The organism is Gordonia sp. 852002-50816_SCH5313054-c (genome assembly GCF_001665925.1).
GTDB classification, from domain to species: Bacteria; Actinomycetota; Actinomycetes; order Mycobacteriales; family Mycobacteriaceae; genus Gordonia; species Gordonia jacobaea.
Genome location: NZ_LZTE01000028.1, coordinates 1 through 14,158, shown reverse-complemented (window position 1 = coordinate 14,158; position 14,158 = coordinate 1). Strand labels below are relative to the sequence as shown.

The 14,158-nt window shown below is 64.7% G+C and carries 14 protein-coding genes; 5 read left to right on the top strand and 9 right to left on the bottom strand.

The window, feature by feature from the left end:
• Positions 1 to 4: 4 nt before the first annotated feature.
• Positions 5 to 1,606 carry a flavin-containing monooxygenase gene (locus tag A5788_RS04270; RefSeq protein WP_064867445.1) on the bottom strand — a complete coding sequence of 534 codons (1,602 nt, stop codon included), beginning with the start codon at positions 1,604 to 1,606 and terminating at the stop codon, positions 5 to 7.
• Positions 1,607 to 1,892: 286 nt separating this feature from the next.
• Between A5788_RS04270 and A5788_RS04265 the strand changes: the two genes are divergently transcribed.
• A complete protein-coding gene (locus tag A5788_RS04265) occupies positions 1,893 to 3,572 on the top strand; it encodes a sigma-54-dependent Fis family transcriptional regulator (protein WP_231894240.1) in 1,680 nt (559 codons plus the stop codon).
• Between the two features lie 215 nt (positions 3,573 to 3,787).
• Here the strand turns inward: A5788_RS04265 and A5788_RS04260 are convergent, their stop codons facing one another.
• Positions 3,788 to 5,083, bottom strand: a complete 1,296-nt coding sequence (locus tag A5788_RS04260; protein ID WP_231894239.1) for a helix-turn-helix transcriptional regulator — start codon at positions 5,081 to 5,083, stop codon at positions 3,788 to 3,790.
• 10 nt (positions 5,084 to 5,093) lie between these two features.
• Positions 5,094 to 6,149: a zinc-binding dehydrogenase gene (locus A5788_RS04255; RefSeq protein ID WP_064867447.1), complete on the bottom strand. Its 1,056-nt coding sequence runs from the start codon at positions 6,147 to 6,149 to the stop codon at positions 5,094 to 5,096.
• Positions 6,150 to 6,371: 222 nt separating this feature from the next.
• On the opposite strand from A5788_RS04255, the gene A5788_RS04250 reads away from it, so the two are divergent.
• On the top strand, positions 6,372 to 7,286 hold the full coding sequence (locus A5788_RS04250; RefSeq protein WP_064867449.1) for a beta-propeller fold lactonase family protein: 915 nt from the start codon (positions 6,372 to 6,374) through the stop codon (positions 7,284 to 7,286).
• 26 nt (positions 7,287 to 7,312) lie between these two features.
• On the opposite strand, the gene A5788_RS04245 is transcribed toward A5788_RS04250, so the two are convergent.
• Complete coding sequence (locus tag A5788_RS04245) at positions 7,313 to 7,831, bottom strand: Rho termination factor N-terminal domain-containing protein (RefSeq protein WP_064867451.1); 519 nt, start codon at positions 7,829 to 7,831, stop codon at positions 7,313 to 7,315.
• A gap of 187 nt (positions 7,832 to 8,018) precedes the next feature.
• Here A5788_RS04245 and A5788_RS04240 point away from each other — a divergent pair, with 187 nt between their 5' ends.
• Complete coding sequence (locus A5788_RS04240; protein WP_064867453.1) at positions 8,019 to 8,288, top strand: DUF7218 family protein; 270 nt, start codon at positions 8,019 to 8,021, stop codon at positions 8,286 to 8,288.
• Positions 8,289 to 8,363: 75 nt separating this feature from the next.
• Here A5788_RS04240 and A5788_RS24230 read toward each other — a convergent pair whose 3' ends face one another.
• From A5788_RS24230 to A5788_RS24020, 3 genes are all read right to left on the bottom strand, one after another.
• Entirely contained in the window at positions 8,364 to 8,564 is a 201-nt protein-coding gene (locus A5788_RS24230; protein WP_231894238.1) for a hypothetical protein, read from the bottom strand.
• Positions 8,551 to 9,474, bottom strand: a complete 924-nt coding sequence (locus A5788_RS04235) for an NAD(P)-dependent alcohol dehydrogenase (RefSeq protein WP_231894237.1) — start codon at positions 9,472 to 9,474, stop codon at positions 8,551 to 8,553. The genes A5788_RS24230 and A5788_RS04235 overlap by 14 nt, the downstream gene beginning before the upstream one ends.
• A gap of 128 nt (positions 9,475 to 9,602) precedes the next feature.
• Complete coding sequence (locus tag A5788_RS24020) at positions 9,603 to 9,788, bottom strand: hypothetical protein (RefSeq protein ID WP_197494551.1); 186 nt, start codon at positions 9,786 to 9,788, stop codon at positions 9,603 to 9,605.
• A 185-nt stretch (positions 9,789 to 9,973) separates the two neighbouring features.
• On the opposite strand from A5788_RS24020, the gene pcaC reads away from it, so the two are divergent.
• Complete coding sequence (gene pcaC, locus A5788_RS04225) at positions 9,974 to 10,342, top strand: 4-carboxymuconolactone decarboxylase (RefSeq protein WP_064867457.1); 369 nt, start codon at positions 9,974 to 9,976, stop codon at positions 10,340 to 10,342.
• A 262-nt stretch (positions 10,343 to 10,604) separates the two neighbouring features.
• On the opposite strand, the gene A5788_RS04220 is transcribed toward pcaC, so the two are convergent.
• Positions 10,605 to 11,399: an IclR family transcriptional regulator gene (locus tag A5788_RS04220; protein ID WP_064867459.1), complete on the bottom strand. Its 795-nt coding sequence runs from the start codon at positions 11,397 to 11,399 to the stop codon at positions 10,605 to 10,607.
• A 2-nt stretch (positions 11,400 to 11,401) separates the two neighbouring features.
• Positions 11,402 to 12,205 (bottom strand): LuxR C-terminal-related transcriptional regulator, encoded by an 804-nt coding sequence (locus A5788_RS04215; RefSeq protein ID WP_064867461.1) that lies wholly within the window; start codon positions 12,203 to 12,205, stop codon positions 11,402 to 11,404.
• A 111-nt stretch (positions 12,206 to 12,316) separates the two neighbouring features.
• Here A5788_RS04215 and A5788_RS04210 point away from each other — a divergent pair, with 111 nt between their 5' ends.
• Positions 12,317 to 14,056 (top strand): AMP-binding protein, encoded by a 1,740-nt coding sequence (locus A5788_RS04210; RefSeq protein WP_082938018.1) that lies wholly within the window; start codon positions 12,317 to 12,319, stop codon positions 14,054 to 14,056.
• Positions 14,057 to 14,158: the final 102 nt, after the last annotated feature.

The window sequence follows — 14,158 nt, the reverse complement described above, 5'->3', positions numbered from 1 at the left end:
TTCGTCATGACAGGGAGAACCCCTTGTAACCTGCTGCTGCGGCCTCCAATGTCGCGGCACGGTAAGCCCCGACCCCGCCGACGTACGAGAGAACGCGGCGCGGCTTGCCCGGGACGTTCGAGCCGACGTACCAGGAGTTCGTCTTGGAGATGAGGTTGGCGTCTGCCAGTTCGTCGTGGTGGGCCACCCACGCGTCCTGCCCCTCTTCAGTGGGCTCGATGACCGACTTGCCGTTGGCACGCATGTGCCGGATCGCATCACTGATCCATTCGGTCTGCTGCTGCAGACAGGTCGTCATGTTGCACAAGGCGGCCGACGGCGCGAGCGGCGCGCCGGTGGTCAGCAGATTTGGATAGCCGTGCACCATCAGGCCCATGGTCGTGCGGATGTCACGGCCCCAGTCCTCACGGAGGGAACGTCCGTCACGTCCACGAATGTCGATCCGCGTCAGTGCGCCTGTGCCTGCATCGAAGCCGGTCGCCATGACGATCACGTCGAGTTCGTGGAGTGATCCATCCTCGAGCACGATTCCCTCGGGGACAATCCTCGCGATCGGATTGTTCTTGACGGGCACCGCCTGAACGTTGTCGCGGTGATACACCTCGAGATAACCGGACTCCAACGGAACGCGGTGGGTACCGAAACCGTAGTCGGAGGGGATCAGCAGCTCGCACAGCTCCGGGTCCTGCAGTCGAGCGCGCATCTTCTCGCGCACGAACTCCGAGACCTCCTCACTGACCTCCTCGTCGGAGAAGATCTCGGCAAAGGACGCCAACCAGAGTTTCAACGACCCGTTCTCGTAGTCGGCTTCCAGACGTGCTCGACGCTGCTCGGGCGTGAGATCAGCCCAGGCGACGGTGAAGTCGTATTCGAAACCCGTGAACGTGTTCGGCAGGTTCTCCCTCAGCTCGTCGAAGCGCGACTTGTACGCAGCGACATCGTCGGGACCGTAGCTGGGGTTCTTCATCGGCAGCGCGTACTGCGGCGTCCTGATGAACACCTTCAGTTGGCCGACCTGATCGGCGATCGTCTGGATGACCTGGATGCCCGTCGCTCCGTTGCCGATGACGCCGACCCGCTTGCCCGACAGGTCGACGCCGTCACGCGGCCAACGCGCGGTGTGGAAGATCTCGCCGGCGAAGTCGCTCTGTCCCGGGAAGATGTCGGCCATCGGCGCCGAGAGCATTCCGCAGCATGTGACGAGGTATTGGGTGTCGATGGTCTCGCCGCTGTCGGTGGTCACGGTCCAGCGGTTGGTGTCCTCGTCGAATACGGCGCTCGTGATCGTGGTGTCGAACGAGATGTCGCGCCGAAGGTCGAGCGCATCCGCGACATAGTTGAGCCACTCCTCGATCTCGCTCTGGCCGGGGAATCGGCTACTCCAGCTCCAGCCTTTGTAGAGGTCCTCGTCGAATAGGTACTGGTAGATGTAGGCCTCCGAATCGAACTTCGCGCCGGGGTAGCGGTTCCAGTACCACGTCCCGCCGACACCGGACGCGGTGTCGAAGGCCCGAACGTCGAGGCCCTGTTCGCGTAGCTGATGCAGTTGGTAGAGACCGGCCACGCCGGCTCCGATCACCACAGCGTCGAGCGTCTTGTCTGACATCGTGCTCCTCCATTGATGTGATTGTGGTCACGTAGTGGAGAATGTTTGTGCTGTCTCACAAATCTGAGGTGTCCCAAATTGGGACAGCAAACCTGTCCGGTCGGTGGTGGCCGCAGAGACGTCGACCAATGAATAATGGGCTGTGCCGTGCGTCACACTGGTGCACCTCAGGGCAGGAAGGAGTCGCCGACGTGCGTGACAGGCGGGACGAGCAACTCCGTATCGCTGCTGCTCGCGCCGATTTTCTGGAGTACGGACCGCAGGAGCCGCCGGCGTCGGCGACGTCGTGGCGGCGTCCTGGTCGAGGAGCGCTTCCGCCGGACTCGATGCCGACAAGTACACGGTCGCCTTCCACGACGACATCGACTTCGACTCGCGTCTGGCACGCTGCGCCCGACCGGTACTCGAGCGACTCACCGGCGACATGTCCGACGTTCCCGTCACCATCGCTCTCACCGACGCCCAGGCCAGGATCGTCGACCGCCGCGATTGTTCGACGGCGGTCGGGCGAGTCCTCGACCGCGTGGACTTCGACCGCGGGTACTCGTTCGAGGAGAGCGCCATCGGGACCAACGGCGTGGGCACGGTGTTCGAGGTGGGTGCGCCGGTCAGCGTCGTCGGCTCCGAACACTTCAACCAGTCGCTCGTTCAGTTCGCCTGCACGGGTGCGCCCATTCTCGATCCGCTGACCGGGCGGGTTGCCGGGGTTCTCGACGCGAGCATGTTGGCGGAGAGTTGGAACAGCCTTGTCGATGCTCTGGTGCGCTCGGCAGCAACCGACATCAGCCGCAACCTCCTCCTCGACCGGAGCCAGGACACGCGCGCGGTATTCGAGACGTATCTGCGTGCCTCCGCGCGACCGGGTCGCGCTGTGATCGCCCTGGGTGAGACCGTGATGGCGAACGAGGCCGCACGGTCGCTGCTGAACCCCGACGAGCAGGCGATCATCGGCCAGTACGCCGAGTACCTCATGTCCAAACACGACAACGCCCTGCACACGGTCACGCTCGACAGCGGGCGGCAGATCCGAATGCGGACCAAACACATCACAAGCCGGGGTGACGTCGTTGGAGTGGTGGCCGTGCTCGACGAGGATCGGTTCGGCAATCGCGGGGCCGACGAGACCGACTCCCGGATTGCATCATTGCCGACGATCTCCGCGGGCGGCATGCGCAGTCCCAGCTGGATCTCGGCGTACAACGAGGTCGCACATTCGCTTACGCGAAACACCAGCGTGATCGTCCTGGGCGAGCCGGGAAGCGGGCGCCTCTCGATCCTCACGGACGCATTCCGCATCGAGAGCCCCACGGCCCCAATCGTTGTCATCGACGCAGCGGACCCCCGACAGACTACGCAGACCACGTCCCCGCCAACTCCTGCTGATGGTCGCGGCCTCCTGGTCCTGCGACACATCGACAGCCTCCCCGCACAGGTTCCACAGGAGTTGCGGTCCGTCATCGACGACGCCGTGGCCGCCGGATACATTCTCGCCGCGACCTCGTCGTCGCGCCCTTCGACGACGGCCACGACCTACGGCGGCCTGGTCGCACGATTCGACCATTCGGTCACGTTGCCGCCCCTGCGGCTTCGCGGGCCAGACCTGCAACTCCTCGTCGATCGCATCTTGAAGTCGATTGCACCGCAACGTAATACCCGGATCAGCCCGCAGGCCATGCGCGTCATCTCGGCCTACTCGTGGCCGCAGAACCTGACACAACTACACACAGCGCTCGAGTCCGCGCTTCATCGACGTCCTGTCGGAGAGATACAACCCGAGGACCTCCCCGGCTTCTGCCGAACCACCGCCCACCGGGTGCTCACCACCCTGGAGATCACCGAGCGCGACGCTATCGTCCGTGTGCTCGGAGAATGCGGCGGCAACCGAGCCCGCGCCGCGCAAGTGCTTGGCATGTCGCGCAGCTCGATCTACCGCAAGATCCACACCTACGGCATCACTGGGGTGTGAGCGCCCCACCGCCGACCGAGCGCCCCAACCGCTGATCGAGCCCTACCCGCTGATCGAGCGCCCAACCGCTGATCGAGCGCCCCCAACCGCTGATCGAGCTTGTCGAGATCACCCCACCCGCCGATCGAGCGCCCCACCACCGATCGAGCGCTCCAACCGCTGATCGAGCCCCATACCGCTGATCGAGCCCCACCCGCTGATCGAGCTTGTCGAGATCACCCCGCCGTGATCCCCGCGCCCGCGGCGAGCAGGCCGGCTTCGCCGCGGTTGGACACCTGCAGCTTCTGCAGAATCGCCGCGACGTGGAACTTGATAGTGCTCTCACTCACCCCGAGCTCCGCGGCGATGGCCTTGTTCCGCCGACCGAGCGCGAGATGCCCAAGCACCTCGAGTTCACGCGGATTCAACGACGCGAGCAGATCCTTCTCGGGACGAGAGACATTCGCTTCCAACGGAATTCGAGCGCACACCCTACTCCCCCACCCGGCAAGCGACTCGACGTCCAGCGTCCCATCAACCGCACGCAACCGTCCTGCGAGCTGTCGCGACAACGCGTCGCCGTCGAGTTCACCGCGACCCCGATCACGCACGTCGACGACCAGATCGTCACCACTGATTTCCCACGCCACCCGCAACCGTTCGACGGCCGGTTGTGCGGCTACGGCCACGGCGACCGCGCGCACGATGGCTCTCGCGGCGTGCGCGATCTCGCCCGACAACGTCGCGTCGACCCCCGGCTCCACAAACTCGACGTCGGCGTCGAGGTCACGCAGCACCGGTTCGAGTTCAGCCCGGAGCCGTCGAAAGGCAACGCCGATCGGTTCGGTCGCAAGCGCGCGATCGGTGTCACCGACCGACCGCAGCGCAATCAATGCGGCCGACGCCGTCTCCGCCGCGACCGTGCGCGCGACGGCGTCGTCGAGGTCTCGCGAACGCAGCGTCCCGAGAACCGACGACAACGTGTCCTCGTGTGTTTCGGTCAGTTGGGTGATCGTCCGAGCCCGTTCGGTCGACGCCGCCCGCGACTCGGCCAGATAGTCGGGACTCGCCTGGGCTACCTGCTGCCGGATCGACGTCGCCACCAGCGCGAACCAGGCGGTCAGGAGTTCATCGATGCTTGTGGCCTGCGACTTTGCCGACTTGGGTACCAGCACCAGCAACGTGTCGGTGGCATCGCGGACCGCGAGAATTCTTCGACGCGCTCCGCCGACTACCGCCTGTCCGCGCAGCGTGTCACCTCGTTGAACCGACTCTTTGATCGCGTCGAGTTCGGCGATGGTCGCACGCTCGACAACCGCCGGGGCACCGGCCACCTTGCGTGGGCGGCCGGTGCACTCGCGGGTGTAGATGATCAGCGCGTCGTGCGGATGCGCCGATGCCAAAAACTTCGAGAAGCGTTCGGCGATCTGCGGCAACGGACCGTCCACCACGGCGGCGAACTGCTGCCACCGGCTTGCCGACAGCGTCGTCGTCACGTCGCCCGAGCGTTCGGACAGTCCTTCGATCGTCACCTCACCATTGTCACCCGTTGCTGATGATCACCTTCAGTGCGTGCTCGTCGGCAGCGTTGGAGAAGGTGTCGTAGGCCCGATCGAACTCGTCGAAGGTGAAGTGATGCGTCACGAACTTCTCGGGCGCGATCTTTCCCTCTTCGATCTCCGTGAGCAGTTCGGGAGCCGTCGTCGCGTTGACCAGGCCGGTCGTCAGCGTCAGGTTGTTGATCCAATCCCGATCGATCGGAAATTCGACGGGCTTCCCGTGCACACCGACGTTCGCGAGATGTCCGCCGGGGCGCAGACAGTCGAGCGACGTGCGGAACGCGGGGCCGAGACCGACCGCTTCGATTGCGACGTCGACACCGAGCCCGCCGCGACTGAGTTCCTTGATCTGTTCGACGACGTTGCCTCCCGCGAGAATGTCGATGGTGTCGGTCGCACCGAAGTCCAGTGAGCGCTCAAGACGAAACTTGTTGCCGTCCACCGCGATGACCTTCGACGCCCCGCGCGAGCGAGCGGTCATCACCGCCGCGAGACCCACCGGCCCCGCACCGATCACGGCCACCACGTCGCCTTCCTTGACGGCCCCGTAGAGCACACCGATCTCGAAACCGGTCGGGAGGATGTCGCTGAGCATCACGCCCTGCTCTGCCGTGACTCCCGCCGGTAGCGGGATGAGTCCGTTGTCGGCGAACGGAACACGCACGAACTCGGCCTGCGTGCCATCGATGAGATGCCCGAAGATCCACCCGATTCCGCCGACCGTCTGGCAGTGCGACGTCATCCCTTGCTTGCAGTATTCGCAGTAGCCGCACTTGGTGACGCACGAAATGATGACGCGGTCACCAACTTTGACGCGGGTGCACTCCGGCCCCACCTCGGTGACGACGCCGACCCCCTCGTGCCCGAGCACGCGCCCATCGGTCACCGCGGGTACGTCGCCGGAGAGAATGTGTAGATCGGTGCCGCAGATGGTCGTCGTCTCGACTCGGACGATCGCATCGGTCGGGTCCTTCAGAACAGGATCTGGAACGTCCTCCCACGCCTTGCTTCCCGGACCGTGATAGACGAGCGCTTTCATACCTGGCCTCCTTTGGGCCGCACGACGGTGCGGCGTGTCCCCCGGATTCCCCATCCCAGTATGCGATGAACCGCATGAATGATGGTTGGCTTCGCGAGGGCGATCTCATGTTGAGACGAACAATCTTGGCCCACAATTGAGTAGTGCGATACGCGCGCCGTCGCGACGTCGCGATGAGAACGTCGACATGAGGAAGATCAATCTCGCGAGAACCGAGGCGCCGTGAGCAAAGTCATCGCATCCATCCCAGTAGGCGAGTACCCGATCGACATCTCGCTGACCCGAGACGGCAAGCGCGCCTACGTTGTCAATAACGGCCACACGGACGCGGCGGGGAGTATCTCGGTGATCGACACCACGCGCAATACGCTGCTGGGCACAATCCCGATCGGCCATTTCACGCAGAGTGTGTCGATCGGATCGAATGGCGCGGCGTACATCGCAGTGACTGGCGACAAGACTGTCACGGTCATCGACACAACAACCAATCTCGTCACCAAACGGATCGGCTTCACCTCTTCGCCACAAAGTGTGAGCGTCGACCCCGACGGGAAGTTCGCGTACGTCATAGTCGGCTACAACTCACTCACCCTGATCGACACGACGTCAAATACCGCGACTAGCACCACAATCGCCGTCGGAGAGACTCCGCAACGAGTTACGTTCCTACCCGACGGGTCCCGGGCATACGTCGCGAATATCAACGACGGCACGATCAGCGTGATCGACGCGATCGACAACGTCGTCAAAGCGACTGTCATGATCGGGACGACACCCGACGGCGAAGGACCCGCGGCAATCGCGTGCGCTCCGAACGGAAAAACCGTGTACGTGATTTCGGCGAACTACACCGGGGGCGCTGTGTCGGTAATCGATACCGCAACCAACACGATCACCCAGTCGATTCCCACTGGACGTTGGTCAGTCGACGCTGTTACAAGTCCTGACGGGTCGAGGCTCTACGTCTCAAACATGGCCGACTGCACGATATCGGTGATCAACACGACGTCGAACAAGGTGATCGAGACTGTTCCCGTGGGCCAGTTTCCCGGTGGTCTGACCGTGAATCATGCGGGCAGCCTCGTCTATATCACCAACACCAAGGACGACACCGTGTCGGTCGTCTCTGTCCGGTAAACGTCACCACGGGTTACGGGCGGAGGTCACGCTCCGCCGACCGCGCTCAGCAACTCCGCCTTGGTCATCGACGAGTAACCCTTGATGCCCTTGGCCTTAGCCTGCTCGCGCAACTCCTTGACCGTCGGCGACTTGGCTCCCGTCGACTTCGCCGCCTGCGTGGTCCCAGACGGCTTGGCCTTGGGTGCCGCAGTTTTCGGTGTCGACGTCTTGGGTGCCGCAGTCTTTGATGCCGCAGTCTTTGGCACGGCTGTCTTCGACTCAGCGGGCTTCACACTCGCGGCGGGCTTCGGCTTCGAGGCCGACGCGCTCGGTGTGGGTTTCGGTGCGACGACGGCCCGCGGCGCGTCCGACGACTCGACCTTCTTGTCGTCGGAATCACCGGAGATCGCTCCGATGCGCTTCAAGAGTTCTCGACGCAGCGCGTCGGTTTCGCTCGCTGCTTTGCCGAGTTGCTTCTCTGCCAACTTCCGCACATCGTCGAGGCTCTGTTGGAGTTCGCCGATCTGCTTCTGCAGACGTTTGATCGCCTTCTTCTCGCCCATGCCTTGTGCCCTTCGTCGCCGTAGATTGCAGGACCCCCGTACCCGAGGGTAGGCACTCCACCGCTGCTAGAGGCGGATTATCGCCGACCTTGTCGTGTCGCGATCGTGAGCACGTCGTCGCGTACCCGCTCGGCGCGTAGCGTGGAAAACGCCCCAATCCGAGATTCAATCCGACGAGGAGGCAGCCATGCCAGAGCGCGATCCCGGCCCGTCCATCAAAGATGACGAGCTCTACGAGAAGCTTCGCGACGAGGGCAACTCCAAGGAGAAGTCCGCCCGCATCGCCAATGCCGCTGCCGCGCAGGGCCGTTCGAAGATCGGCGAGAAGGGCGGCGAGTCCGGATCGTACGACGACTGGACCGTCGACGAACTGCGCTCGCGGGCAAAGGAACTCGGGCTCCACAATTACTCGGACCTGAAGAAAGACGACCTCATCGACAAACTGCGCGAGCACTGACGAGGCGCGGGCACCTAACGAGAAACGACGACGGGTCTGCGGCATCGAGCCGCAGACCCGCCCAACCCTTCACGATCAAAGTCGAATAACCGGTTTGATGGTCTTGCCGTGGTGCATATCGTCGGTCGCGGAATTGATCTCATCGAGCTTGTAGTGCGCCACGATCGAGCGCAGCGGGAATGATCCGCTCCGATACAGCTCGACGAGCACCGGCAGGAGCGTCTCGGGTTCGCTGTCGCCCTCGGTGATGCCGATGACCTTCTTACCCACCAGCATGTCTTGGACACCGAGCGAGACCTCTGCACCAGCGACGTGCTCCGATGACACCGCAGGTGCCGTCGACTCCGAGCGCCAGAACCGCTGTCTTGAGCACCGCGGGCACCCCTGTGGTCTCGACGGCGTAATCGAGTCCGAGTCCTCCGGTGAGTTCGCCGAGTTCTTCTGCCACATCCTGTGTCGACGCGTTGATGGTGTGGGTGGCGCCGAACTCCCGCGCCGTCTCCAGACGCTCGGCGACCAGATCGATCGCGACGATCGTGGCGTCGGGGGTCTGCGACGCCGCGTAGATCGCCGACAAGCCAACGGCGCCATTCCCGAACACGGCGATGGTCGACCCGGGTTCTGGCTTCAAGATGTTCCAGATCGCGCCGATGCCGGTCTGCACACCGCAGCCGAGCGGCGCGATGACCGACAGATCCTCATCGGACAGGTCGTCGGCGACCTTGACGACGCTGCGCTCGGTCACGAAAGCAACCTCGGCGAACGACGACTGCCCGAAGAAGCTGCCACCGATCTCCTCGTCGCCTCGGTGTAGCGGTGCGCTGCCGTCGGGCCGCGTACCGCAGATGAGGTTGCGTGGCACGAACTCGAGGCAGTACGCGGGATGCCCTGCCCGGCACTTCACGCACCGCCCGCAACTGGTGAAGCTGAGCAGCACCTTGTCACCCGGATTCACCTTGGTGACGCCACTGCCCACACGTTCGACGATGCCCGCTCCCTCGTGGCCGAGAACTCCGGGGAACTTGAACGGAATGGCGCCGCCCTGGACCACGAGGTCCGTATGGCACAGGCCCGCCGCGACGATGCGGACCACGACCTCGTCTGCGCGCGGTTCGTCGAGGGTGATCGTGTCGATGGTGAACGGCGCACCAGTGGATTCGATAACTGCCGCACGTGTTTCGGTCATTGTCTGGTCTCTTTCTCGGATGGTGGTGATGGTAAGGACGTGTGCTGATAAGCAGCGTCAGGAGATCCGCACGGGGACGGAGGCGAATCCGCGGGTGACGTTGTTGAGGGCGCGCACCGGTTCGCCGGTCAACTCGAAACCACGAACACGCGGACGCACTGGCGTCGACGCTGCAACTCGCGTCGGCCGACGCCGTGGACGAGCGCACACCCGGCGGCTGGCACGCGGAATGGTCGACGCTGCGAATCCTGCTGCGGCGCAGCGTAGTAGCGGCATCGCAGACCACGGAACTGGTACGCAATCTCAACGTTCATGCGGACGCGATGGCGTTCAACCTGTCGGCCGCCGGGACTTCGGTGTTGTCCGAACAACGATCGATGGCCGAGCTTGCAGGCCATGAATCGAGTGGTCAAAATGTCGGCGTCGCACCACTTCTCGTCGACGCGACGCTGAGCAGAGCACAAGAGCTGACCCGAACCCGACTAGCAGAGAGGCCCCGATGAGCCGCTACGACGACGGCATGACAGTACGACGCGAGGTGCTCGGCGACGCCCATGTCGACCGCGCGACCGCCGCCGCAACCGATCTGACTCGTGAGTTCCAGGAGTTTATCACCGAGTACGCGTGGGGCACCATCTGGACGCGCCCCGGCCTCGACCGCCGCAGCCGCTCGATGATCACGCTGACCGCGCTCATCGCCCGCGGACACCACGAAGAACTCGCGATGCACCTGCGCGCCGCCCGCCGCAACGGACTGACCCTGGACGAGATCAAGGAAGTCATCATGCAGTCCGCGATCTATTGCGGTGTGCCCGATGCCAATACGGCCTTCCGCATCGCACAGCAGACCTTCGCGGAGGAAACGTAACCGCTGGTCGAGCTTGCCCCGCTGGTCGAGCCCCATCCGCTGGTCGAGCCCCATCCGCTGGTCGAGCTTGTCGAGACCACCCATCCGCTGGTCGAGCCCCATCCGCTGGTCGAGCTTGTCGAGACCACCCCACCGCCGGCCGAGCTTGCCCCGCTGGTCGAGCCCCAACCGCTGGTCGAGCCCTCCCCCGCTGGTCGAGCTTGTCGAGACCACCCAACCGCTGGTCGAGCCCTCCCCCGCTGGTCGAGCTTGTCGAGACCACCTACGCGCTGTCCGCGACCCCAGCGCGCCCGGGCGGAACCGACCCCGGAGCGCCGAGCTGCCGCCCGATGCCCCGCGCCGCGACCTGCAGCGCCGCGAGAAGCCGCGGGCGATTTCCGCGAAGAGTCCCGACCACCACACCCAGCGCCGCGACCACCCCGTCGGGCCCCCACACCGGTACCGCGATCGAACACGCGCCCGCCGTCATCTCCTCCGCCGTCGTCGCGTAGCCCTCGTCGCGCACACGCTGCAACTGCTGTTCCAAGAGCTGCGGGCTGATCAGCGTCCGCGGCGTAACCCGCGTCAACGATGCCATGACCTCATCGCGAATCTCCTTGGGCGCGTAGGCAAGCAGTACCTTGCCGACCCCGGTCGGCGGCATCGGTAGCCGACTACCCACCTTGCTCACGACCGGCACCGACTCGTTCCCGGAGATCCGATCGACGTACAGCACCGACGTTCCCTCGCGCACCGCGATATGCACCGTCGCCTTTGTCGCGGCGTACAGGTCGTAGACGTACGGTTCGGCGATCTCACGCACTCCGGTCTGGATCGGCGCCAGCAGCCCGAGATCCCACACCCGCCTGCCGATCACGTACCGCCCGTCGGGCCGTCGAACAAGGGCACCCCACCGTTCCAACTCGCCGACGAGCCGATGTGCGGTGGGTACCGCGAGATCGGCGCGCTGTGCCATCTCGCTGAGCGTCAGCGCACGGTGTGACGCGTCGAATGCACTGAGTAGAGCGAGAGTTCGCGCCGCGACCGATGCTCCGGGAACCGACGTGTTTCCGGCCATAGCTACGGAAGTAGCCCTGAGCGTCGAGCAATGACAACGGCTTCCAGCCGGCTCGACGCGCCGAGTTTGCGCAAGACGTCTTTCATGTATCCCTTGGCAGTCTGCACCCCAATATTCAGCTCCTCGGCAATTCTCGCATTGGTGTAGCCGAGTGCAGCGAGGGTGACCACATCCTGTTCGCGACGGGTCAGGGTGAGTGTCGTCGATTCGTCCGACTCACCGTCGAGCAGGAGGTCGGAGATGCGTGCGATCTGATCGGCAACGGCGTCGTCGTCGACGTCTCGTGCCAGAGTGCGGAGCTGCGCGTAGGCCTCGGTGATCCGATCTCGAAATCCATCGCCCACAGCGGCGTCGGCGGCGACCGCCGCGCGCGAGGCGACGATCTGCTGTTCGAGTTCACGCGCCTCGACGGCGAGTGCGTCTAGCGTCCGATCGCCGATGGCCTCGTCAGTCCGCAATGCCCCGTAGATCACCGCGATAGGCCTGCGTCCGACGATGACCGGGGCGGCCGCCATCGCACGCAGGCCCTCGGCCGCGATGATCGCGTTGTACCGATGGGTGATCCGCGGGGTACGCAGATAGTCGTCGACGACCATCGGGCGATTGAGCGCGATGACCTTGCCGCCGAGTCCGTGCCCGGCATCAACGGCAACGCCGTTCAACGCACCGTAGGTGTCGCCGACGAAATGTCGGAGACGCAGACCGCGCGAGCCGTGCACCACACCACCGAACGCCAACGACACACCCGTGCCGCGACGCAGACGACGCAACGCATCGGTGACCGGCGCTGTCAACGACTCAGCCATGTCACCACCTACCTCCTGACCCCTCTTCGGGGGGTTCTGCCCATGCGACGTCGCATTCGAGAATCACTCCTCGAATGTGATTCAGCTTACTCTGGCAGTAAAGGTGTGGATATGACACAGACATCCTTGGCCGACGACCGCGCGCGACGCGAGTCGATTCAGGCACAGTTGACCCCGGCTGTCACCGCCGACCTCGACGCCTGGCTGGAGCTTTTCGGCTCACCCGACGCCAACGCTGCGTCGCTGCTGGTGGACCGCCACGACCCCGAATCCGTCGCGTTCACCACCGTTTCGCTGCGGGATTCTGCGCAGCCCGAGCAGCCCCCGCAGGCCAAGCAACCCCCGCACTCCACGCACGCCGAGCAGCCCCCGCTGATCGAGCAGGCCCCGCTGATCGAGCAACCCCCGCTGATCGAGCTTGTCGAGATCACCTACGGCCAGCTCGCAGCGGAGTCCCGACGCCTCGCCACCGCGCTCGCCGGTATGGGTGTCGAGCGCGGCGACCGCGTAGGGGTGCTCATGGGCAAGCGCACCGAGCTCGTCGTCTCGCTGCTGGCACTCGCCCGACTCGGGGCCGTCTACATTCCACTCTTCACCGCCTTCGCCACCCCCGCGATCGAGATGCGACTGCGGGCGGGCGGCGCCTCCATCGTGATCACCGAACCGAGCCAGGCGTCGAAGCTCGACGACATCGACGGCCTCACGACCATCGTCGCGGGCGAGCAGTTCGACGCTCTCATCGCCGACAACGATCCCCTCGACCACTCCGTCGCGGTCGGCGGCGACGGCACGCTGATCCTGCTGTTCACCAGCGGCACTACCGGCGCGCCGAAGGGCGTGCCCGTTCCGCTACGCGCGCTGGCGTCGTTCTCCTGCTACATGCGCTACGGACTCGACGTCTCCGACACCGACGTCTTCTGGAACGCCGCCGATCCCGGCTGGGCGTACGGCCTGTACTACGGAATCCTCGGGCCGATGGCAATCGGCCGACCAAATGTGTTGCTGCAGGCGGGTTTCACCCCTGAGGTGACCGCCACGGTACTCACCGAACTGGGCGTGACGAACTTCGCCGCAGCGCCCACAGTGTACCGCTCGCTGAGCAAGAACCCTGCGATCAACGGCTTCTCGCTGCGTCGAGCATCGTCGGCGGGCGAGCCGTTGACGCCCGACGTGATCACCTGGGCGAGAACAGCTCTCGGCACCGAGGTCCGCGACCACTACGGCCAGACCGAGCACGGCATGTTCATCAATAACCACTGGGCCGACGACCTGCGTCGACCACTCATCCCCGGCTCCATGGGACAGCCGATGCCCGGATTCGCCGCAGGAATCGTCGACGACGCCGGCGCGCCCGTCACCGAACCCAACGTCACGGGTCAGATCGCGATTGACGTCCCCGCCAGCACCGGCTACTGGTTCTCCGGATACCTCGACGCCCCGGAGAAGACCGCATCGCGCTACACCGAGGACGGCCGTTGGTATCTCACCGGCGACACGGGACACCTCGACGCCGACGGCAACTTCTTCTTCAGCTCCCGCGACGACGACGTCATCATCATGGCCGGGTATCGCATCGGCCCGTTCGACGTCGAGAGCGTCCTGATCACCCACCCGTCGGTCATCGACGTCGCGGTCGTCGGCCGACCCGACGACCTGCGCGGCGAGGTACTCGAGGCGTTCGTCGTACTTGCCGACGGCGTCAGCGGCGACGACGCTCTGGAGACCGAGCTGCAGCAACTGGTCAAAACCGGCTTCGCCGCGCACGCCTACCCGCGCACGGTGCACTTCGTCGACGCGCTGCCGAAGACGCCGAGCGGAAAGATCCAGCGGTTCGTCCTGCGTCAGCGCTGACAGTCCGCCACCCCGCTCGCGCCACCTAGTGTCGCGTTTCGTTAGTTGGTTTTCGGTTGAGCTTTCTTGAGAATCTCCTCGACCGGTTTCGTCCACAGGAAG

Excerpts from the sequence above, each read along its gene's own strand:
- A5788_RS04270 (WP_064867445.1), bottom strand. The coding sequence starts at position 1,606 with ATGTCAGACAAGACGCTCGACGCTGTGGTGATCGGAGCCGGCGTGGCC.
- A5788_RS04255 (WP_064867447.1), bottom strand. The coding sequence starts at position 6,149 with ATGAAAGCGCTCGTCTATCACGGTCCGGGAAGCAAGGCGTGGGAGGAC.
- A5788_RS04245 (WP_064867451.1), bottom strand. The coding sequence starts at position 7,831 with ATGGGCGAGAAGAAGGCGATCAAACGTCTGCAGAAGCAGATCGGCGAA.
- A5788_RS04240 (WP_064867453.1), top strand. The coding sequence starts at position 8,019 with ATGCCAGAGCGCGATCCCGGCCCGTCCATCAAAGATGACGAGCTCTAC.
- A5788_RS24230 (WP_231894238.1), bottom strand. The coding sequence starts at position 8,564 with ATGCTGGTGGGTAAGAAGGTCATCGGCATCACCGAGGGCGACAGCGAA.
- A5788_RS04235 (WP_231894237.1), bottom strand. The coding sequence starts at position 9,474 with ATGACCGAAACACGTGCGGCAGTTATCGAATCCACTGGTGCGCCGTTC.
- A5788_RS24020 (WP_197494551.1), bottom strand. The coding sequence starts at position 9,788 with ATGAACGTTGAGATTGCGTACCAGTTCCGTGGTCTGCGATGCCGCTAC.
- pcaC (WP_064867457.1), top strand. The coding sequence starts at position 9,974 with ATGAGCCGCTACGACGACGGCATGACAGTACGACGCGAGGTGCTCGGC.
- A5788_RS04220 (WP_064867459.1), bottom strand. The coding sequence starts at position 11,399 with ATGGCCGGAAACACGTCGGTTCCCGGAGCATCGGTCGCGGCGCGAACT.
- A5788_RS04215 (WP_064867461.1), bottom strand. The coding sequence starts at position 12,205 with ATGGCTGAGTCGTTGACAGCGCCGGTCACCGATGCGTTGCGTCGTCTG.
- A5788_RS04210 (WP_082938018.1), top strand. The coding sequence starts at position 12,317 with ATGACACAGACATCCTTGGCCGACGACCGCGCGCGACGCGAGTCGATT.